The 19,581-nt window shown below is 65.9% G+C and carries 19 protein-coding genes; 8 read left to right on the top strand and 11 right to left on the bottom strand.

Annotation, left to right across the window (positions count from 1 at the left end; translation table 11 throughout):
• Positions 1-194: 194 nt before the first annotated feature.
• The 3 genes from VT03_RS08285 to folK are packed head-to-tail and all read left to right on the top strand — an operon-like array spanning position 195 to position 1,860.
• The gene (locus tag VT03_RS08285; protein WP_075092555.1) at positions 195-944 is read left to right on the top strand and encodes an SDR family NAD(P)-dependent oxidoreductase; all 750 of its coding nucleotides are present in this window, start codon (positions 195-197) and stop codon (positions 942-944) included.
• A 30-nt stretch (positions 945-974) separates the two neighbouring features.
• The gene (gene folB, locus VT03_RS08280) at positions 975-1,340 is read left to right on the top strand and encodes a dihydroneopterin aldolase (RefSeq protein WP_075092554.1); all 366 of its coding nucleotides are present in this window, start codon (positions 975-977) and stop codon (positions 1,338-1,340) included.
• Positions 1,330-1,860 carry a 2-amino-4-hydroxy-6-hydroxymethyldihydropteridine diphosphokinase gene (gene folK / locus VT03_RS08275; protein WP_075092553.1) on the top strand — a complete coding sequence of 177 codons (531 nt, stop codon included), beginning with the start codon at positions 1,330-1,332 and terminating at the stop codon, positions 1,858-1,860. Before folB ends, folK begins: the two co-directional genes overlap by 11 nt.
• Before the next feature lie 52 nt (positions 1,861-1,912).
• Here the strand turns inward: folK and VT03_RS08270 are convergent, their stop codons facing one another.
• From VT03_RS08270 to VT03_RS08260, 3 genes are all read right to left on the bottom strand, one after another.
• Complete coding sequence (locus VT03_RS08270) at positions 1,913-2,329, bottom strand: hypothetical protein (protein ID WP_156514357.1); 417 nt, start codon at positions 2,327-2,329, stop codon at positions 1,913-1,915.
• Between the two features lie 114 nt (positions 2,330-2,443).
• Entirely contained in the window at positions 2,444-3,445 is a 1,002-nt protein-coding gene (locus VT03_RS08265; RefSeq protein WP_075092551.1) for a DUF1559 domain-containing protein, read from the bottom strand.
• A 218-nt stretch (positions 3,446-3,663) separates the two neighbouring features.
• Positions 3,664-4,446: an SDR family NAD(P)-dependent oxidoreductase gene (locus VT03_RS08260; RefSeq protein WP_075092550.1), complete on the bottom strand. Its 783-nt coding sequence runs from the start codon at positions 4,444-4,446 to the stop codon at positions 3,664-3,666.
• A gap of 501 nt (positions 4,447-4,947) precedes the next feature.
• Here VT03_RS08260 and VT03_RS08255 point away from each other — a divergent pair.
• Positions 4,948-5,460 (top strand): MarR family winged helix-turn-helix transcriptional regulator, encoded by a 513-nt coding sequence (locus VT03_RS08255; RefSeq protein ID WP_075092549.1) that lies wholly within the window; start codon positions 4,948-4,950, stop codon positions 5,458-5,460.
• A gap of 36 nt (positions 5,461-5,496) precedes the next feature.
• Here the strand turns inward: VT03_RS08255 and VT03_RS08250 are convergent, their stop codons facing one another.
• Entirely contained in the window at positions 5,497-6,696 is a 1,200-nt protein-coding gene (locus tag VT03_RS08250; protein WP_075092548.1) for a M28 family metallopeptidase, read from the bottom strand.
• A 501-nt stretch (positions 6,697-7,197) separates the two neighbouring features.
• On the opposite strand from VT03_RS08250, the gene VT03_RS08245 reads away from it, so the two are divergent.
• Complete coding sequence (locus tag VT03_RS08245) at positions 7,198-8,367, top strand: efflux RND transporter periplasmic adaptor subunit (RefSeq protein WP_075097001.1); 1,170 nt, start codon at positions 7,198-7,200, stop codon at positions 8,365-8,367.
• 362 nt (positions 8,368-8,729) lie between these two features.
• Here the strand turns inward: VT03_RS08245 and hpnE are convergent, their stop codons facing one another.
• The 3 genes from hpnE to VT03_RS08230 all read right to left on the bottom strand — a co-directional run bounded on the left by hpnE (position 8,730) and on the right by VT03_RS08230 (position 12,938).
• Positions 8,730-10,181 (bottom strand): hydroxysqualene dehydroxylase HpnE, encoded by a 1,452-nt coding sequence (gene hpnE / locus VT03_RS08240; RefSeq protein WP_075092547.1) that lies wholly within the window; start codon positions 10,179-10,181, stop codon positions 8,730-8,732.
• Entirely contained in the window at positions 10,178-11,671 is a 1,494-nt protein-coding gene (locus tag VT03_RS08235) for a PQQ-dependent sugar dehydrogenase (protein WP_075092546.1), read from the bottom strand. Before VT03_RS08235 ends, hpnE begins: the two co-directional genes overlap by 4 nt.
• 418 nt (positions 11,672-12,089) lie before the next feature.
• Positions 12,090-12,938 (bottom strand): hypothetical protein, encoded by an 849-nt coding sequence (locus VT03_RS08230; RefSeq protein ID WP_156514356.1) that lies wholly within the window; start codon positions 12,936-12,938, stop codon positions 12,090-12,092.
• A gap of 376 nt (positions 12,939-13,314) precedes the next feature.
• On the opposite strand from VT03_RS08230, the gene VT03_RS33285 reads away from it, so the two are divergent.
• Both VT03_RS33285 and VT03_RS08220 read left to right on the top strand, forming a co-directional pair.
• Entirely contained in the window at positions 13,315-13,527 is a 213-nt protein-coding gene (locus VT03_RS33285; protein ID WP_075096999.1) for a hypothetical protein, read from the top strand.
• A 273-nt stretch (positions 13,528-13,800) separates the two neighbouring features.
• Positions 13,801-14,523 carry a hypothetical protein gene (locus VT03_RS08220; RefSeq protein ID WP_156514355.1) on the top strand — a complete coding sequence of 241 codons (723 nt, stop codon included), beginning with the start codon at positions 13,801-13,803 and terminating at the stop codon, positions 14,521-14,523.
• 59 nt (positions 14,524-14,582) lie between these two features.
• On the opposite strand, the gene VT03_RS08215 is transcribed toward VT03_RS08220, so the two are convergent.
• Positions 14,583-15,725 (bottom strand): hypothetical protein, encoded by a 1,143-nt coding sequence (locus VT03_RS08215; RefSeq protein WP_156514354.1) that lies wholly within the window; start codon positions 15,723-15,725, stop codon positions 14,583-14,585.
• Between the two features lie 183 nt (positions 15,726-15,908).
• Between VT03_RS08215 and VT03_RS08210 the strand changes: the two genes are divergently transcribed.
• Entirely contained in the window at positions 15,909-16,799 is an 891-nt protein-coding gene (locus VT03_RS08210; RefSeq protein WP_075092543.1) for an SDR family oxidoreductase, read from the top strand.
• Between the two features lie 55 nt (positions 16,800-16,854).
• Here VT03_RS08210 and VT03_RS08205 read toward each other — a convergent pair whose 3' ends face one another.
• The 3 genes from VT03_RS08205 to VT03_RS08195 form a co-directional block, all read right to left on the bottom strand.
• Entirely contained in the window at positions 16,855-17,430 is a 576-nt protein-coding gene (locus VT03_RS08205; RefSeq protein WP_075092542.1) for a hypothetical protein, read from the bottom strand.
• A gap of 508 nt (positions 17,431-17,938) precedes the next feature.
• Entirely contained in the window at positions 17,939-18,493 is a 555-nt protein-coding gene (locus VT03_RS08200; RefSeq protein WP_075092541.1) for a DUF1697 domain-containing protein, read from the bottom strand.
• Between the two features lie 67 nt (positions 18,494-18,560).
• Positions 18,561-19,430, bottom strand: coding sequence for an SGNH/GDSL hydrolase family protein (locus VT03_RS08195; RefSeq protein ID WP_075092540.1), 870 nt, complete (start codon positions 19,428-19,430; stop codon positions 18,561-18,563).
• Positions 19,431-19,581: the final 151 nt, after the last annotated feature.

The following is a 19,581-nucleotide window of genomic DNA, read 5'->3' as shown; positions in this document are numbered from 1 at the left end:
ACATCTCTCGACGGCCAGGCCTCCGGCGGGCAAGGGGCATTCTGCCCCCTGCACCCCCTGACCAGGGTGCCCCTGGACCCGGTGAGATGGGGCACTCATCGGCGCAGGCCTCCGATTTCTGCAAGTGCCTGAATCTGGAGCCACCAACCCTCTATCATCGCCATAGAATGCATCGCCGAGTGAAGGGGAGGCTCATGACGATCGAAGGACGGACCGCCATCGTGACCGGAGGCGCAGTCCGCATCGGACGGGCAATCGTCGAACGCCTCGCGGAACGCGGTGCCCGGATCCTCCTCCACTGCGGCCGGTCTGTCGACGAGGCCGCCGCGGTCTGCGAACGACTTCGCCAGCAGGGACGGCACATCGAATTCGTCTCGGCCGATCTGGCTGACCCCGTCCGGGCGGCGGAAACAATCTTCGCCGCGGTCCGGGCGAAGTTCGGGACGGCTGACATCCTCATCAACTCGGCCGCCATCTTCGAGAACGCCACGCTCGAAGAGACGACCGAGGCCTCCTGGGACCGGCACCAGGCGATCAATCTCAAGAGCCCGTTCTTTCTCAGCCAAGCCCTGGCCCGACAGCTTCCCGCCGGAACGGCGGGCGATATCGTGAACATCATCGACTGGCGGGGGACGCATCCCGTTCCGGGACAGGCCGGCTACACGGTCGCCAAGGCGGGCCTCGCCGCCATGACGCAGCTTCTGGCCCAGGAACTGGGGGCCCGGATCCGGGTCAACGGCGTGGCGCCGGGGGCGATCCTTCCCCCTCCCGGATTCGGTCGGGAGGAATTCGAAGCCCTGGCCGGCCGAATTCCGGTCCAAAGAGTCGGCGGTCCGCACAACATTGCGGATGCGGTCGAATTCCTCCTGACGAACGACTTCGTCAACGGCGAGGTTCTTCACGTCACGGGCGGGCAACAGCTCGTCGTTCCCCGCGACGTTTGACGGCGGGCAATCTCGCGGGAAACTGGGACTATGAGCGACTCCATCGACATCGAAGATCTCCTGCTCCGGACGTTCGTCGGCATCAACCCCGAAGAGCAGCTGAGCCGACAGGACGTGACGCTCCAGATCCGTCTCAACGTCGACTGCCGTCCGGCCGGGATCTCCGACGACATCGACGACACGGTCAACTACCGGACGCTGACCAAGGCGATCATCCACGAGGTCGAGGAGAACCGGTTCAAGCTGGTCGAGCATCTCGCCGAGCGGGTCGCCGGGCTGTGCCTGGCCTTCGACCCGCGGATCGAGCAGGTGGGGGTCACGGTCCGCAAGCCGGGGGCGCTGCGGTTCGCCCGCTCGGTCGGCGTGACGATCGAGCGGAGCCGCGATGGCGAGTAGCTCCCCCCCGCCCCCCCCCGGCGCGCTGCATGACGCTCTTCTGCTGCTGGGGTCGAACATCCGTCCCGCGGAGTGTCTTCCCGCGGCGCGGAGGCTTCTGGAGCGGCTGGGCCGCGTGGTCCGGGCGTCGCGCGTCTGGGAGTCCCCTCCCGTCGGGTTCGCGGACCAGGCCAACTTCTGCAACGGGGCCATTCACCTGCAGACGGCGCTGACGCCGGCTGAACTGAAAGAGCGGCTGCGGGAGATCGAGGCGACCCTCGGTCGCGTTCGCGATCCCGACAACCGGAACGCCCCGCGGACGATCGATCTCGACATCGGCCTTTATGACGACTGGGTCTCTCGCGAGGCGGGCCTGACGATCCCCGACCCAGACATCGCGACGCGAGCGTTCGTGGCGATCCCGCTGGCCGAGATCGCTCCCGACACGCGGCACCCGGTGACGGGGCGGCGGCTTGCGGACATTGCCGCCGATCTGGAGAACGATGCGGGGCTGCAGCCGCGGGCCGACATCCTGCTTTGAGCGGGCCCGTTAAGCTTACGCCCACCGGCTCAGCCTGGACCGTCCACCCCGGTCAATCCACCAGCTTGAAGTCGATCGTCTGGCTGGCGTCCTCTTTGACGGTCGCCGTCAGGCCGGACTGCTCGACGTTGCCGTACTTCTCCGGGATGGCCGATTTTCCGGGGACGACGGCATCGTCGGTGACCTTCGGAGGGACGGACCACGATTCAATGCGGATCTTGTATGCGCCGGGCTTCGCACCGGGCGAATTCGCGTTGGTCTGGAGCGAGTACGTCCCGTCGGGATTGATGTTGCCGGTCGCGCCCATCCCCTCCCGCCGGTCCGTGTAGAAGGTCACGACGCCGCTCGTGACCGGCTGATCCTTGTAGGTGATCTTCCCTGTCACTGCCTTGAGCCCTTCGGTCACCTTGGGCTTGGCGCCGCACCCGGCCAGGAGAAGCACCGCGCAGAGAACCCATCTTCCCATCATGTTCTTTCCCATTCCGCGAACCCGCGGCGTGCGTGATCCGAGCCCACAGTCCACAAAGAAGAAGCGGACCGATGTTCCGGAATCGGTCCGCTGTATCCGGCCGTCGAGAAACGCTCAGTCCGGAACCTGGACGATGTTCTGGTCCGACTTGTCGCCGAGGTAGACGTAAACCCGGTGGTCGAGCGAGTCCGAGAGGAACTTGACCGAGCCGTCAGCGAAGCAGAAGTGCGCGCCCCCGACGTGATAGCTCGACGCCCCGCAGTTCCGCCACGTGTCCGTTGGAACGTTGGTCCGCGTGGGACTGTTGATCTTCTGCCCCGTGAACAGCACGGGGCAATTCCAGCTGAACGCCCCACCGGTCGAGCACTCCTCGGCATTCCGCTCGCCCAGGAGCAGCACGTTGCTGGTTCCGTCGATGATGTCTTCGAGAGTGATGCGGGTCACGCCGCGGTTAAACGCCCCCGGGATCTTGTTGATCGGGAACCATTCCGAGTCTCGTGACCGATACCGGTCCCCGTTGGCCATCGGGTTGTCCGTGTTGCAGAAGCAGTTTGAGGCGCCGGTCACGGCGGTTGACCGACAGCCGCAATCCGGCGAGAGCGTGCCGGGCTCGATTTCGATCGATCCCGCGACGGCCGGATAGTACAGCCCCGGCGTCCCCGTCCCGGAGTCGACGAAGTCGGCGTTGTCCCGCCGCTTGTTCGTCAGCGCGAAGGGATTCGAGGGGCAACGCAGCACGGAGAACTGCTTGTTGGCCAGATGCGGGACGTTGGCCGGGTCGACGTTGGCCAGCTTGAAATCGAGCTTCTTGTAGGTGTTTTCCTGCTCGATGTACGGCAGGATCAGTTCGACCCAGCTGTGCTGCGCACCCCCCATGTTCGGCGCGTTCATCGCCGTCCCGTACCGGAGCCGGTAGCCGCTGCCGTAGGGCAGGACCTTGTAGGTCTCATGGTAGTTGTGGATTGCCAGCCCGAGCTGCTTGATGTTGTTGAGGCACGTCGCCCGGCGTCCCGCCTCACGGGCCTGCTGAACCGCCGGAAGGAGGATCGCAACGAGGACCGCGATCACCGCGATCACCACCAGCAGCTCAATCAACGTGAACCCGTGCCTCTTCATGCGACCACCTTCGATGTTGGGGAGCCCACTCCGTCATTCTCACCGGGCTCTGCGTTGAACACAAGCGGGGAATTCACGTTCCGTAAACGTCGCCGAGCGCGTCTCAAGCCGCTGCGGGCCTGTATTTTTCCGCTGCGTCGTTTTGCGGTGACTCCGCCTCCAAGCGAGGCTTCCGGCCCCCGTGAACCGTGATGGAACGACTTACGGGAGGGGGCGGCCTACTGCTTTCCTTCTTCCCGCTTGGACCACCACGGGAGGCTGATGCCGCCGTCCATGAGGACCGTGCTGCCGGTCATGTAGTCGCAGTCGTCCGACATCATGAAGGTCGCCAGCCGCCCCATTTCTTCCGCCGTCCCCATCCGCTTCCAGGGGATGTTGGCGGCCCCTTCGGCGAGCTGCTGGTCGGAGAAGAACTTCCGTTCGCCGGGAGTGTCGATCCAGCCCGGATGGATGATGTTGACGCGGATGCGGTACTGGGCGAGTTCGATCGCGGCCGTGCGGGCCATGTGGTCGATGGCCGCCTTGGCCATGTTGTAGGCCATGGCGGTCGGGACGGGGATCTTTCCGTGCGGCGAGCTGACGACGATGATCGAGCCCCCCTTCCCCTGGGCGACCATCTTCTGCGCGGCGGCCCGCACTCCGTAGAAGGCGCCCCACATGGAGACGTCGATCGTCTTGCGGAAGCCGGCCATGTCGGCCTTGATCATGACTTCGCGGTCGCTGTAGACGGCGTTCGAGATGAAGCCGTCGACGCTGCCGAAGTCTTTGGCGAAGGACTCGACCATCTTTTCGACGGCGGGCTGGTCGGAGACGTCGACCTGGTAGAGCTCGGCCTTGCCGCCGTGCTTGCGGACGATGGCGGCGGTCTCTTCAGCTTCGGCGGCCTGGGAGCGGTAGTTGATCCCGATGTTGGCCCCTTGTTCCGCGAGGGCGATGGCGCAGCCGCGGCCGATGCCGCGGGAGGCGCCGGTGATGAGGATGTTGCGTCCGGAGAGTTTCATGGTGGACTCGTCGATCAGGGGACCTTGGGAGGTCGAACGATGGGAGAGTCGAATGATGGAAGACGGTCTGAGATTTGAAAAGCGAGGCCAGTCGGGGTCCAGGGGGTCACCCCTGGTGGGGGATGCAAGGGGGCAACGCCCCCTTGCCCGCCGGAGGCCCTCTCGTCGAGAGATGTCTGAAGGTGTGCGTGTCCAAACGCGGACAAGGTGTCGGATGCCCCCTCACCAACCCACGGGGATTCCAGAGCGAGTATCGAAGCCACAACGCCAGTCCCACAAAGCGGACACCGGTTGTGTTCCACGGTTCCTCATGGAAGTGCCTCCGGGGTCAAGGGGGTGAGACCCCCTTGACCCCAGCGGCAGTCGCACGATGGGTTTGAGCTATCGAGCCGCGCCGGCAAGGACGCGGTTCGAGCAAATGCACTCGGCACGCTCCGCTTTCGACGCTGCGGCTTCGTCTCCCACGTTGACATTTGTCACCGAAACCTCGAATTTTTGCGAATGGCCCACAGCTCCCATGACCGATCCGGCGTCCCGTTCGACTCCCCCGAACAGGAAGTCTTCCTGAACCTGTGGCGGACGTACGACACGCTCAAAGCCCTCGAAGAACGTGTCTTCGGCGACTACGACCTCTCGGCCCAGCAGTATAACGCCCTGCGGATCCTGCAATCGGCCTACCCCGGGAAGCTCCCCACGCTGGCGATCGGGCGTCTCCTGATCTCCCGCGGTCCGGACATCACCCGGATGCTCGACCGGCTCGAAGCCCGGAGCCTGATCGTCCGCGAACGCCGGAGCGAAAACCGCCGCGTGGTTGAGGTGTCGATCACCCCCACCGGACTGGAACTCCTCGAAGAAATGCTCGAGCCGGTCCGCCAGATGCATTCGGAACAACTCGGCCACCTGACTCCCGACCAGCAGCGTCGGCTGATCGAACTGCTCAAGGCCGCCCGCCGCCCGCACGAGCCGGCACACCACGGCGAAGAGAGTCCTACCGGCGACGTACCGATCGGTTAAGGCCGTCCCGGCTGAGCTGAGCGAGGAAAAACGTCCTCAGAACACGGAGATCATGAGCCACTGGGCCGCCCGGACGACCCAGACCCGCTCCTCCGCCGTCACCGTGCCGCGACGGGCCATGAACGACGTCTTGGCGTGAACCTGCTCGATGAACGCCCGCTGAAGATCGGACAGCCGGGGTGTGCCGGCTCCGTCGGCGTCGAGCAGCAGCCGCGTCACGCGGGCCAGGGCCTTCACCTCCTCGATATCGGGCGCGGGATCGCGGATCCAGACGGGGGCCGCGTCCGCGTTCGCCGCTTCCAGGGCCGTCGTCAGGATCACGTTGGAGATGCTCGCGCACTTGGGATAGTCGATCCGGTCCGGCGTGTCGCGCGGCGTGTGGTAGTCCGGATGCTCTCCCGTCGAGAAGAACAGGAACGGGATCCGGAAGTCCCGGAACGGACCGTAGTCGCTGCGGGTGCCGACGAGATCGGCCCCCAGGCGGGCGACTTCGAGGCCGGCGGGAGGCTGGAGACGATCGAGGATCTCCCGCGCCTTTGTCGACCGTTCGCTCCCCATGACGAAGACCGCGGGGAGTTCGAGATTGCCGAGGGACCGGCCGATGAGGTCGGCCGTGATGAACAGGCGGATGCGGTGGATGTCCCAAGGCGGATGAGCGGCGAACCACCGCGAGCCGTGGAGCAGACGTTCCTCGAGATCGAAGGCGACGAACGCCACCGTTCGACGCGGCTTGACCGGCATCGCGGCGATCTGCCGGGCCGATTCGAGGAGCATCGCCACGGAGCTGGCGTTGTCGTCGGCGCCGGGGTAGATCACGCCGTTTCGCTTCCCCAGGTGATCGTAGTGGGCCGTGATCAGGATGATCTCGTCGCGGACCGCCGGGTCGCTGCCGGGGATGACGGCACCGAGGTTGGTCCCCAGGGCGCCCGCCGGGGTCTGGCCGTCGGGAATGGCTTGCCGATAGCTCCCTTCGAACAGCGGGGCGAGTTTGTGGTCGCGGAACCAGTTTTCGATGTAATCCGCCGCCGCGGCCAGTCCTGCTCCCTGGCGTCCCATCCGGTCGGGATGGGCGAGGAACTCGATATGCGGCCGGACATCCGAGGCCGTGATCGTCGAGGGGACGGGGATCGGTGCGGCCGACTCGTCCGCGGCGAGTGATGGAAGGGCCGCCGCGAGCGAGGCAGCGAAGAAAACGGCGGTCGTCAGACAAATCGCATGGCGAGGCGAAGGGATCATGCGGCGATCCTATCGGGAACGCCAAGTCCCCGACCAGCGGCCGGTGTGACTCCCCGGGGCGTCGACCGGAGAGCGACGTTGGCTCCGCATTGGGGACGCGTTTGTGGGACCGGCATTGAGGACTCCCTCAAGCTGCACCGCTGGCATTGCAGTCCCAGCGGGTTGGTGAGGGGGCATCCGGCACGGTGTCCGCGCCTGGACACTCCCTCCTTCAGACATCTCCTGACGGCCAAGCCTCCGGCGGGCAGAGGGCCAAAAAACAACACAGGCCCCCTGCACCCCCTGACCAGGGTGCCCCTGGACCCGGTTGGGGGCGCGTGATGGATCATTCGGGGCGACGAGGCAATTGACCGCCATCCAGCAGACACCTCCCAAGACGACCGGCGAGAGCCCTCCAAGTTGCAACGCCGCCAGACCATGCCGTACCTTGATCATCAGGAAGCTGCCGAACTCCCGTTCATTCCCGTCCCGTTTGCCAAGTTCTTTTCGCTCGAGGGTCAGATGCCGTCCGTCAGGTCGCTGTCGTCCGTGTTTGCCGGGCTCGCAATCGGTTTCGGCGTGATCCCTGTCGGGTTTGCCCAAGCCCAGGACACTCCCATTCCCTCGGCCACCACAAAGGCCGCGGACCCCAAGGAGGCGGTCGTCGACCGGGCTCCGCTCGTCCTCCGCGATCCGACCTCGTATCAGGTCCCGCTCCATCTGGCGCCGTTCCGCGAAATCACGCTCGCTTCGCCGCTCGATACGACCGTGACGTCGATCCTCATGAAGCTGGGCGACCAGGCGGCCTCGCAGGCGGAAGTCCTGCGGCTCGACACCAAGCTCCTGCAGCTCGCCGTGACGCGGGCCCAGGCGGCGCTCCGCGCCGCGGAAGCGGAAGTCGCCGCGGTCACCGGACCGGCCAAGGAGGCGGCCGAGGCTCGCGTTCAGGTCGCCAAAGCGGACTTCGACATCGCCGAACTGCGGGTGCAGCAGGCGTCGATCAAGGCCCCCTTCGCCGGACGGGTCGTGAAGCTTCACGTCGCGGAAGGGGAATACGTCCGGGCCGGCCAGGCGCTGGCGACGATCATCGACAGTTCGCAGCTCGTTGCGGAGCTGCCGGTCGACCGTCGGGCTCAGAAGGCCGGGGACAACGTGGCGGTCAAGATCGAGGACCAGCCGGCCCAGATGAAGCTGGCGACGGTCCTTCCCCTGACGCCCGAAATGGACAAGATCCGCGAGTTGTTCCTGGCGGTCGGAACCGGCCGGGCGACGATCGACAATGCCTCCGGAAAGTTCCAGGCGGGGCAAACGGTCTACAGCCCGCTGATCCCGCGGTTCCCGGTGGTCGAGGTCTCGACGGCGACGCTGGCGAACGGTGACGACGGCAGCCGGAAGGTCCAGGTGGTCCGCGACGGCATCGTTCGCGACATCAAGGTCCAGACGCTGGGGCAGATCGGCGATGACCGGATCTTCATCAGCGGGGATTTCGGTCCCAAGGACGAGCTGATCGTCAAGAGTTCGATTCCGCTGGTCGACGGCAACCGTCTGACGCCGCGCGGCGGCGTGGCGGCGGGAACCGTCGCTCGTTCGCCTGGTACGACGCCGGCGGCGGCTCCGTCGGCCGCTCCTCCGAACTCGGCGCTTCCTCCGGGCGCGACGACGCCGACTAGCAAGCCGAAGACGAACTTCTGACCGTTGTGGTCGTGAACCGCGTCCTTGCCGGCACGGCTTTGCTCGCTCAAACCCAACGTACTACGGCAGCCGGGGTCAAGGGGGCCACGCCCCCTTGCCGCCGGAGGCGCTTCCATGTGGAACCGTGGTACACAACGGACGTCCGTTTTGTGGTACCGGCGTTGAGCACTCCCCGCTCGCTTCGGAATCCCCGCGGGTTGGTGAGGGGGCATACGGCACGGCGTCCGCGCTTGGACACTCACTCCTTCAGGCATCTCTCGACGGCCAGGCCTCCGGCGGGCAAAGGGGCGTTGCCCCTCTGCACTCCCCACCAGGGTGCCCCTGGACCCGGTTCTGGGGGAGCGGTGTTACGCATTCTCCGATCAGAGGCCGAACGCCCAGCGGGCCAGCGGCTCCACCGGGAGATCCGGCGGCAGGATCGACCGCGGCGCACCGCGGCGGCGAAGAATACTCTCGGCTGCCAGATAGCCGCTCCGGACCGCCCCCTCCATCGTCGACGGCCACCCGGTGTGCGTCCAATCCCCCGCGAGGTGCAGGCCCGAGATCGGCGTCGTCTGCGGCGGCCGGAGCTCGTCGATCCCCGGCCGGGCCGAGAAGACCGCCTTCTGCTCGATGACGACGCGGCCATGGAGCAGCCGCGCCCCGCGGGCGACGGGCCAGACTCGCGACAATTCCTCGACCACCGCGGCGATCGTCGCCTCCTGCCCCTGCTCCCGCACGCCGCGGCTGGCGCTGATGACGACCTGATAGTAAGCGCCGCGCGGTCCGTTGCCCTCGGCCTCCGTTCCCTCGTTCGACTGCGCCGAAACCGCCGGTGGACTTTCCTCCGACGGTCTCCGGAAAACCCACTGCGATAGCGTCCCGATCAGCGTCGCGTGCGGGAGATCGGTGATCGGCCGGTCGAACCAGAGGTGGACGCTGGCGATCGGGGCACTCTCGATCCGCGCGATCCGCGAGAAGAACGGGCTGGCGGCAACAGACTCCGGCAGCAGGTCGAGAACGCGGTGATGCGGAACGGCCGCCACGATGTCGCGGGCCTCCAGCCGCTCGCCGTTCCGAAGCGTGATCCCCGCGGCTTCCCCCTCCCCGGCCAGTTCCACGCGCTCGACTCCCGCGAGCAGCCGGACCTCGCCGCCGAGGGCCGCGAGCCGCGACTGGACGCGCGGGCCGTAGAGGTCGCCGAGAGGAACCTGCGGGATGTGGACTTCCCAGGCGCGGCGGTTGGCGAGGAAGCCGTCGACGAAGACCTTGCGGGCGTGGGCCGCGTCGATCTGGTCCAGCGTCTCGCTGATGGCGCTGACGAGAACGACGTGCCAGAACCGCTCCTGCAGCCGCGGTCCCTGGCCGTTCTCTTGCAACCATGTGAGGAACGAGCGTCCTCGGAGCGTTTCAGCGGGCGTCCTCGCGAGCTTTCGCAGGCCGAGCGCGAGGCGGAACCGCTCCCCCCACGAGAAGTAGGTCAGACGGGCAAAGGCCCGCGTGAGATGAAACGGCGCCGGAAGTCGGTCGGCCGAGAACCGGCACTGCTGTCCCTCGGGGCCGATGAACGTCAGCTCCGGCTCGACGCGGAACAGGTCCGCGATCCCGACGCTCCGGCACCACTGGGCCAGGGCCGTGCAGCAGCCCATGCTGACGTGCTGGCAGTTGTCGATCGTCTCGCCCTGCCGGGCGTCCTCGAATGAACTCGCCCGGCCGCCAAGCCGGTCGCGGGATTCGAGCAACAGCGGCCGCAGCCCCTGCTCGGCGAGCGCGGTCGCGGCGGCGAGTCCCGCCAGTCCGCCGCCGATGATGATGACGTCCTGCATGCCGCTCATGACGCCGGAATCTGCATCATCGTGTAGTACGCCTCGGGATGCAGGAGCGGGAGATTCTCCTTCGAGCGGACTCCCTCGGAGTGCAGCTCGTGGACGTGCCCTTCCATCAGCCCCTTCACCTTGAGCGTCACGCTCTTTCCATCGCCGCTGACGGTCGCGCTTTCGATCGTCGGCTCGGTGTGATCGACTTCCGGGCTGCCGTAGCTGGCCTGGAAGATGTAGGTATAGGTCTGGAGCTTGTAGGAGGCGATGTTGCCCGCGGTCGCCGGATCGACCGGTTGCGTGAAGACGAGCTCGAAGCCGTCCGGCTTGGCCCGCATCTCCTGGATCTCGAAGGGGACCTTACCGGTCCAGCCGATCCGCTCGATGCTGAACGGCTTGTTCCCTCGCGACCCCCAGCCGCGGTTCGTGCCGCCGACGAACATCGAACCGTCCGGCGTGAATTCGATCGGCAGCGTGCCCGACCCGATCCCGCTCCGGAAGTTGAAGCACGCTCCCTGGTAGCGGCCGTTCACCTTCTCGAGGTAACACCGCATAACGGTGCTGAAGGTCTGGTCGCCGACGAACATCTGGTTCCGGAACGGACCGAACTTCCCCGTGGTGTCGCAGGCGACGCCGCTCGCCGACTGTCCCATTTTTGCGTACGGGAAGAGGATCACGGGCGGGAGGTATTCGGGGATCTTCTTGGCTTCGGTGGCGAAGCGGCTGCCGCTCACCGGTTCCTGCGGCTTCTTGCCCATCGCCGCCTGGGCTTCGGGGAGGTCGTACCATTTGAAGCCCCCCGGGTGGCCGACGAACTTGCCGGGCTCCAGGAGTTTCAGTTCGCAGGTCCCGTTCCAGGGGCCCTGGTTGTCGGTGTAGAAGAGGTCTCCGGTGGCGTTGAAGCCGATCCCGCCCGGTGAGCGGATGCCGCTGGTCGAGGGGATCAGTTTTCCGTCCGGCGTGATCCGCAGGCCCCAGCCGCGGTACTTGACCTCGCTGCTGAATGAGCCGGTGAGGCAGAGGACGACCCACAGGTTGCCGTCCTTGTCGAACTTGGAGCCGAAGCCGTATTCGTGGTAGTCGCCATTGATCTCCCAGCCGTCGTTGACGACTTCGAAGACGTCGGCCGCGCCGTCGCCGTTGGTGTCTTTGAGCCGGGAGACGTCGCACCGCTGGGTGACGTAGAGCCAGCCGTCTTTCTCCGCGAGGCCGAGGACTTCATGCAGGCCGTGGGCGAACCGCTTGAACTGGCTGGCTTTGACCTCTTTGGCGAGTGGATCGGAGATCATCCAGATCTCGCCGCGGCGGGTTGAGACCGCCATCCGTCCGTCCGGCATGAGCTGGAAGGCGCCTGCTTCCAGGACGGGGCCTTCGGGCGTTTCGAAGCGGGTGATCGGGTAGTAGTCATCCTCGGTTGGTGCTGCGGGTTTCTCGTCTCCGGAGGCTGGGGCGACGAGACCGGCGGCGAGACACCACAACAGCACTCCCAGCCAGGACGAGCGGAGCATTCGGGAACCCTTGGGAAGAGGCGGCACGGTGGAGTGGGTGAGGGTAGTCGGTGATCTGGTGCGAGAACAGCGAAGGGAGCTGTTCACCGGGGTCCAGGGGGGTAACCCCTGGTGGGGGATGCAAGGGGGCAACGCCCTCTTGCCCGCCGGAGGCCTGGCCGTCGAGAGATATCTGAAGGAGTGAGTGTCCAGACGCGGATGACGTGCCGGATGCCCCCTCGCCAACCCGCGGGGACTGCGGAGCGAGCGTGGAGTCCTCAACGCCGGTCCCACAAGAGGGACGTCCGTTGTTTACCGCGGTTCCTCAGGGAAGCGCCTCCGGCGGCAAGGGGACGTGGCCCCCTTGACCCCTGGCTGCCGTGGCACGTTGGGTTTGAGCGATGGACGTCGTGCCGGCAAGAACGCTGTTCGAGACCGGCTATTGGCCGATCCGCGTCCCCTGAGGATCGACCAGCCACAGCCAGTCGTCAAACAGGAACTCGAACCGGATCCCCAACAGAGCGATACGGGCCATGACCGTATTCGCGAACGCGGCCCCGAAGGTGATCATCAGGATCCAGACCCCCGCCCGCGTCACCTTCCCGAGCGTCCCCTTGTGCTCGACCGAGAAGATGAAGTACGCCAGAGCCGCCAGCGTGCACGTGACCGTAAGCAGGTCCTCAATCACCTTCCAGAGGCTGTCCTGCGAGACGAAGGCGAACTCCGGAACGCTGGCCCGGATCTGACTGAGGAAGTCCGCCTGCAGGAACGCCACGAGCCGCAGACCGGCCGTCGTCCCGATAATGAAGGCCAGCGGCCACCTCGCAATCCACGTCCCGCGGGGCGCAAGCCGCCACAGCAGCATGACCCCCAGGACCAGCGGGATGAGGTTGATGTACCAGTGCTGTTCCCGGAGAGGTGACAGGCCCGGCATGGCCCAGGCATGGACCTCCGCCGGGGCGAGTTTGGCAAAGAGATTCGGGACAAGAACCGTCCAGAAGCCGACGACCATCCAGTACGCGGCCGAGACGCCGACGAAGATCGCCTCCGTCACCTTGTAGAAGACGTTGTCGCGATAGAGGAACGAGAACACCGCCAGGGTGAAGAAGGCGGCTGTCCAGATTCCGATCGTGCGGGGGAGGCTGAACTGGGCGGTCCCGGCGGCGAAGTCGTTGTAGGACGCTTCGGAGACGACGCCGTTGAGGTCCGACACGTAGGCGTAGCCCATCCCGCCGGTGAAGAGCCGATACGCGATCCAGATCGCCGCGGCAATGAACAGCGCGCTCACGATCACCCGCTCGCGACGCGCAGAGTCTGGGTGGGCCGTCGCGTGTGCGGGGAGATCAGCGGGATCCGGCATGCCGGCGGTTTCTCTGAAGGGGATCCGGGACGCGCGGAGGCGAGTGTAAGGGAGTCGATCCCGGGAAAACACTCCGGCGGCCGACATGGCGTCCGGGCGGGAGGGGGATCGAAACCCGCTACGTCGTCGCTCGCCACCCCGATGGTTCCGCCCGCGGACGTTTCAGTTGATCGAGGGCGGCGACCCACGTCCTTCGGCGTGTCGGCAAATGCCGTGGCTTGACGGCAGCCGCCGTCCGCCGTCAGATGGATCTGCGTTCTGTTCGGGTGAACGCGTCGTGAGGAGTCCGCCGGAGAACTTCACCGTGACCTCCACTTCTGACGCCGCGCCGCCGACCGAACCCGAGGAGCGGGCAAAAGATCCGGCCGGTTGGTCCGTCTACCGCCAGGACGACAACGGCAACCGGTTTCTGGTCGAGTCGCACCTCCCGCGGCCGGAGGCGGACCGAATCGCCGCGGAGCTGGAATCGTACGGGCACAAGCAGCTGTACTGGGTGGAGCGGGACACCGTGGCCTGAGGCTGGCCGAACCGCATCCAGCGCTGGGGGGGCCGCGACACTCATCGGCGGTGTCGCGATCCCACCCGGAGGATCCCTGGTTTGCCGATTGCAACCCTGGAATCTCCGATCGGGGCGGGACCGGTCTTGACCACCGTCGGAGGGAGGGCTCAGACTGACCGGGCACTCTCCGAGTGGCCGCGTGAGCCGACGGAGGGTGGAGCGGGCTTTGAGGATCAATCCGCAGGCAGGGCCAGGAGGGCTTCGACGTATCGAACCGGCAGTGAGATCGTCATGAAGTCCATTGCAGAATTGGTAGCGGAGTTGTTGGCGGGCGCTTCGCGGGACCAGGCCCAGGTGCTGCGGCACCTGATCCATGCCCTCATGGACGCCCTTCCCGACGAGATGCGGTTCGGCACCGCGACACGGGGCCCCTGCTCCGTCGGCTTCGCGGAAACGCCCGAGGGTATGGCGGTGCGGGAACTGGTGATCCAGCGTCCTGAACTCGCCGCGACGCCGCTCGGTCTTCACTGCCGCGGGCTCGCAGGGGATGAGATGATCGTCTCCGCCTGCCTGGAATCGGCACTCGGACTCGACGGGGACGACCACGAGTCCTGCGTCATGGCGCTGTGCGCCCTCGGGACGGACAAAGCGGTCACCGCCCTGCGACACATCATGGTGGCAGCCACACATCCTTCGCGGCGGGCCGCCGCCGCCTTTGCCCTTGTGTGGCATTACGACGAATCGGGCCAGGATCTGATCCGGAACACGGTTCCGGAGTGCCGGGCGATCGAACGGCTGACCGCCACCCTGTTCCTGGCCCAGTGCCGAGCCGAGGAGAGCCGCAGCTTCGTCCTCTCGTTGCTCGACCGCGACGCGGAAGACGATGTCCGCTGGCGGCTCCTCGGCCGCTCCTCCGGTGAGTTCGTCAAGCGGAGCCGGGAGTACCTTCGCCCTGAAGAACTCCGGGCCTGGCTCCATCGCTACGAGCCAGCCCTGGAAACGATCGAAACCTGACGGCCGCTGAATTGGTGCGACCGCAGGTTTCGATGTCGTTGCGTCGATGGACGGGCCGCTTACGGCTGCGGCTTGGGCGGTTCGTCCAGCTTCGGCTCAGCCGCGGGGGCGGGGGTGGGCTTCTGACTCGCTTCCAGCAGAGCTCGCAGGTCCATCAGCAGGGACTTGTGCTGGGCCGTCTTTCCCTGTTCGGCCGCAAGGACTTCTCCCAGCGGCCCCGAGACATTCCCCTCGGCGGCCGTCAGCAGGGCGAGACGATCCGTCTGGCTGGTCTGCTCGTTCCGCAGGAAGGCCTGGTCGAACAGATCGGCCGGCTCGGCATCGAGATCCCGCAGGGTCAGCAGGAGCAGGACCTGTCGGGTCCGGAAATTGATCGCGAAGATCCGCTGGTTCTGGATGCTCTTGTTCGGGCCGAGGTAGGCGTCGATCAGCTCGGTGCTCGATCCGTTGGGATTGAACCGCACGTAGGGCGATTCCTGGTTGGCGGCGTTCGCCTGGACCTGTCCCGGGGCGGGGACGACCTCTTCCGGTTTCGGAGTGCCGGCCGCGGTGGCCTTCGGCGGTGGTGACGCTTCGTTGACCGCTTCCGTGATATCGACACCGAGCCGCAGCAGATTCGCCTGGAAGGAGGCAAAGGGTTGCAGCGCGGTGATCGAGTTCGTGTGGTCGCTGATCATCCGCTCGGTGGTTCGCTTGACCGCGTCGCTCGTCGTGCGAGCCGCGGCAAACCGCGCCCGGGCGATGACCTCCTGACTGTTGAGGATCAGTTCGTTCGCCAGGTAGGCATCCAGTTCGGGCGATCCTGCCACGCGGCTGCCGGCGAGCGTCCGGTCAATCTGCTCGACGTTCATGATCGAGATCGTACGGCGCGGCAGGCCCGTAATCGGAACTCCCACCCGGTTCGTCGTCCGCTGAATGACCGTTCCGGACTGTTGCCCGACAACGCCGGACTGCTGTTCAACGACCGCGGCCCCTCCCCCCTGCACCGTTCCGCCGAGAGGAACCAGGGGAACGGGTTGCGGGTTCAGGTCGGAGGGCTTCGGAGGAGGCGGATTCGGGCGGGCGGGATTGGGCTGTGTCGTCGCCCCCGGGGCGCCGTTCCGATCGGGGTCAGGCGCAGTTCCTTGAGCCGAGCTCAAGCTGGGGCTCCCCAGCAGGAGGGCCACCATCCAGACACGTGACGACTTCAGTAAGCGAATCATGGCAGCCTCCGGGAGCTGGGTACTCCGATATGGACTTCAATCGGTGAGGCGTCCAGTCGCAACTCGCGTACCGGTGCGCACGGCGATGCGTGGTCCGAGAGGACAAGGTCGGCGGAGCCCGGGGGGTACATCATTTGCCGGAGGATCGCGGCCACCCCGCCATCTGGAACGGAGTCACGCGCGATGTCGACATCAGCTAAAAGCCCGAAGAATCCCAAGACCGCAGAGGCTCAGCCCCCCTTCCCTCAGCCGCAGCAACCGTATCCGGGCTATGAGGACAAGATGTCGCCGAAGGCGGACCACGGCGAAGAGTCGTACAAGGGGACCGGCAGGCTTCAGGGATACGGAACTCTCATCACGGGGGCGGACAGCGGCATCGGCCGTGCGGTCGCGCTCGCCTTTGCTCGCGAGGGGGCCGATGTCGTGATCTCCTACCTTTCGGAGGATCGCGACGCCAACGAGACCAGGCGGCTGGTCGAAGAGGCGGGACGCAAGGCGATCGTGGCCCGCGGGGACATTCAGGAGGAGGCGACGTGCCGGAAGCTCGTCGATCAGGCGATGGAGGAGTTCGGCCGGATCGACGTCCTGGTGAACAACGCGGCCTTTCAGACAGCGATCGAGAAGCTCGAGGACTACACGGCGGAGCACATCGACCGCTGTTACCGCACGAACGTCTTTGCGATGTTTTATCTCGCCAAGGCGGCGGTTCCGCACATGAAGGCGGGAGCCAGCATCATCAACACGACGTCGATCCAGGCCTACGATCCGTCCCCGAACCTTCTGGACTACGCTTCGACCAAGAGCGCCATCATCGGCTTCACGAAGGCACTCTCGAAGCTGGTTGCGCCGCAGGGAATCCGCGTCAACGCCGTCGCTCCGGGGCCGGTCTGGACGCCGCTCATTCCGTCGACGATGTCGGAGGAGAAGACCAAGAAGTTCGGAGACAACACGCTCTTCGAGCGTCCGGCTCAGCCGGGGGAACTCGCACCGGTCTACGTGCTGCTCGCTTCGAACGCGGCGAGTTACATCACCGGCGAGGTGTACGGCCTGACCGGGGGCCGCACGCCGTACTGATCGGCTCGCGTCCGTTGGGGCAGACCGCCGCCGCCGCTGTCGGCGGGAGCGACCGTCAGTCTTTCTCGACGACGCGGTTGGCCTGGGCTCTCTTGATCCGGGTCACGAGTTCCTTGCGTGTCAGCAGCAGCACGTCGAAGGAGTGCCGCGCGGTCTTCTTGAACATCCAGGCGGAAGCGAAGGCCAGGACCGTTGCTCCGATTGGATAGATGGGGGCCGGCTCGTGAAACATCACGCGTGGGAGGAGGCCGAGTCCGAGGAAGAAGAGGAAGGAGGCGGGGATCATGGTGAGCTCGAAGTAGAGCGAGGTCACCTTGCGGGAGATGAAGTCGAAGCCGATCGGTTTGTCCTTCACTTCCAGCGCGAGGTACTCGTACCAGTCCTCGTCGATATTCAGTTCCTTCGGCGTCTTTTCATCCCATTTGTTCTCGAGGTAGGTCATGGCGGTTTCGAGAACTGCGCCGACGAGGATGGCCGCCCCGACGAGAGCCCCGTGCACGACCGTGGAGAACTTTTCGTAGAGCGTGGCGAACTGGGGGAAGTGGACTGCCACGAGGATGACCCACGGGGCGATGGCCACGAAGCCGGGGAGGACGTTGACGAGGAACGAGCGTGACAGAGTCAGCGGCATGGTGATGTCGTGACAGGTGGGACCGGGTCGAGGGCGTTCATTGTGTGAACCGGCCCGATGGCGTCAACGGGCTGTTCCTGCTCGGATCCGCACGGGAGCATTCATTGCGTAAGTGAACCGGGGTCCAGGGGGCACCCCTGGTGGGGAGTGCAGAGGGGCAACGCCCCTTTGCCCGCCGGAGGCCTGGCCGTCGAGAGACGTCTGAAGGAGATCGTGTCCAAACGCGGACACCGTGCCGTATGCCCCCTCACCACCCTGCGGGGAGTCCAGGGCGAGCGGGAAGTTCTCACCGCCGGTTCCACAAAGGGGACGCCCGTTACTTACCACGGTTCCTCATCGAAGCGCCTCCGGCGGCAAGGGGTGACCCCCTTGACCCCGGCTGCCGTGGCACGTTGGGTTTGAGCTATCAACGCTGTGCCGGCAAGAATGGGCTTCGAGATACCGCGACCCAACTCACTCCTCGACCGGCCACTATTCGGCGAACGCACCGATCCGCACCCCTCCACCGTTACGCCTTGCCACGCTTGGGGCGGGACTTCGCGGGCGCGGGCGAGACCTCCTCGGCCATCTGAGCCAGCTTCGCGATGGTGTTCATGTTGCGGGCCGTCGCTCCCTTCGCCGCCGGAATGGCCAGTTTGGAACGCCCCATTCCCGCACCGTAGTTGACGTAGATCTCGCGGCGTCCGAGAGCGACCTGTTCGTCCTGCTGCCCCTTGACGGTCTGGAGCGCGTCCTTGGGAGGCGCCTCATCCAGAAACAGCGCGACGCACCACGACGCCTTGGCGTCCGGAAACGGGTTGTCCGCCACGACCTGGGCCAGCTCGAGGCCGGTGCGGACGAGGACGCCGACCGGCTTGCCCGCGTACTCCTCCATTCGGCTCTCAAGGGCCTTCTTGACCCGCGCCTCGCTGAGGGAACTGTCGAAGACGACGTTCCCGCTGGCGATATAGGTCCGGACCGACTGGAACCCGGCTTCCTCGCAGAGACGTTTCAGGTCCGTCATGGGGAGCTTGCCGGTGCCGCCGACATTCACGGCCCGCAGGAGTGCGACGTACGCGGTCATGGGAGGAATTGTCAGTGGTTAGTTGTCAGTCATGAGCCAGAGGGCGGTGCTTCTTCGCCGCCGTCCCTCAGTTCTTGCTGCCGTTTCCAGCGGCCGGAGGTGAGTCGGTCGGTTCCTTCTTTGCAGTGACGAACCGCTCGCGGATTCGCGGGGCGAGGTACTTGGCCGTTTCGTCCCCGATGACGTGGTATCCGGCGAGGTTGGGATGACGGTCGCCGTACCAGCCGGGGAGGTGGCCGAAGTGGGCGTCGAGACGGTTGTCGAGGACTTCCACCGACGGCGCGGATCCCGGGACGACGAACGGCTTAACGAACTCGTGGCGGTTCTCCGGGATCTTGGCCAGCGGGAATCGGCGGTAGTTCAGCATGTTCGGGCCGTTCTTGAGTTCCGCGGCGTAACGGGGATAGATGTCGAACAGCGGAAGCCCCGCCTTCTCCGCGACCTGAACATTGAGGGCGTTGACCCGCGCGGAGGAGGCTTCGTCGAGATAGGGGATGACGGTCATGACGATCCGCTCCGCCTGGGGATGGTCGCGATGCAGCCGGTCGAGCAGGTCGTGGTAGTCCTTCGGAAAATTCTCGGCGAAGTTGTCACGGCGGGCGTTGTCGTTGAGTCCGTAGCGGATCAGGACGTAGTCGATCCCCGGCAGCTTGGAGGCGACCTTGTCATACCGGCCCGATTCCAGGAGCCGCTGGATGTACTCGCCGCTCAGGCCGAGGTTGATGACGTTCGTGGGGGGAAGGTCCTTTTCCTCGGCCAGGAGGCTTCGGATGACCTCTTCCAGGTGCGGGCCCTGTGGGACGTGCCGCCGGGGGATGCTTCCCTCGGTCGTGCTGTCGCCGAGCAGGAGGATCTGCACTTTTCCTTCGTGCTCCGCGCGGGCGGAGCCTGTGGTGAAAAGAAGGCACAGGATTCCAGCGATCAGCCATCGGTGCATTATCGACATCCCCCGCCGCTCAGAGCGGCACCTGGTCTATTGGCTCCCGTCAGCGCCCGGTGAGTGGCGCAGTCTGTCGTTTCGATTGGCTCGAAGTAAAGCGGTGGGACATCCGGCCGGCTCGAACACCGTCCTTGCCGACACGACTCCC

The organism is Planctomyces sp. SH-PL14, from assembly GCF_001610835.1.
Classification (GTDB): domain Bacteria; phylum Planctomycetota; class Planctomycetia; order Planctomycetales; family Planctomycetaceae; genus Planctomyces_A.
The sequence above is the reverse complement of the archived record's forward strand: the minus strand, read 5'-3'. Positions and strand labels throughout refer to the sequence as shown.

Coding starts and splice junctions, on each gene's coding strand:
- hpnE (WP_075092547.1), bottom strand. CDS start 10,181: ATGAGCGGCATGCAGGACGTCATCATCATCGGCGGCGGACTGGCGGGA.
- VT03_RS08210 (WP_075092543.1), top strand. CDS start 15,909: ATGTCGACATCAGCTAAAAGCCCGAAGAATCCCAAGACCGCAGAGGCT.
- VT03_RS08215 (WP_156514354.1), bottom strand. CDS start 15,725: ATGATTCGCTTACTGAAGTCGTCACGTGTCTGGATGGTGGCCCTCCTG.
- VT03_RS08195 (WP_075092540.1), bottom strand. CDS start 19,430: ATGCACCGATGGCTGATCGCTGGAATCCTGTGCCTTCTTTTCACCACA.
- VT03_RS08265 (WP_075092551.1), bottom strand. CDS start 3,445: ATGAAGAGGCACGGGTTCACGTTGATTGAGCTGCTGGTGGTGATCGCG.
- VT03_RS08220 (WP_156514355.1), top strand. CDS start 13,801: ATGAAGTCCATTGCAGAATTGGTAGCGGAGTTGTTGGCGGGCGCTTCG.
- VT03_RS08270 (WP_156514357.1), bottom strand. CDS start 2,329: ATGATGGGAAGATGGGTTCTCTGCGCGGTGCTTCTCCTGGCCGGGTGC.
- VT03_RS08245 (WP_075097001.1), top strand. CDS start 7,198: ATGCCGTCCGTCAGGTCGCTGTCGTCCGTGTTTGCCGGGCTCGCAATC.
- VT03_RS08285 (WP_075092555.1), top strand. CDS start 195: ATGACGATCGAAGGACGGACCGCCATCGTGACCGGAGGCGCAGTCCGC.
- VT03_RS08200 (WP_075092541.1), bottom strand. CDS start 18,493: ATGACCGCGTACGTCGCACTCCTGCGGGCCGTGAATGTCGGCGGCACC.
- VT03_RS08250 (WP_075092548.1), bottom strand. CDS start 6,696: ATGATCCCTTCGCCTCGCCATGCGATTTGTCTGACGACCGCCGTTTTC.
- VT03_RS08260 (WP_075092550.1), bottom strand. CDS start 4,446: ATGAAACTCTCCGGACGCAACATCCTCATCACCGGCGCCTCCCGCGGC.
- folK (WP_075092553.1), top strand. CDS start 1,330: ATGGCGAGTAGCTCCCCCCCGCCCCCCCCCGGCGCGCTGCATGACGCT.
- VT03_RS08255 (WP_075092549.1), top strand. CDS start 4,948: ATGGCCCACAGCTCCCATGACCGATCCGGCGTCCCGTTCGACTCCCCC.
- folB (WP_075092554.1), top strand. CDS start 975: ATGAGCGACTCCATCGACATCGAAGATCTCCTGCTCCGGACGTTCGTC.
- VT03_RS08235 (WP_075092546.1), bottom strand. CDS start 11,671: ATGCTCCGCTCGTCCTGGCTGGGAGTGCTGTTGTGGTGTCTCGCCGCC.
- VT03_RS08205 (WP_075092542.1), bottom strand. CDS start 17,430: ATGCCGCTGACTCTGTCACGCTCGTTCCTCGTCAACGTCCTCCCCGGC.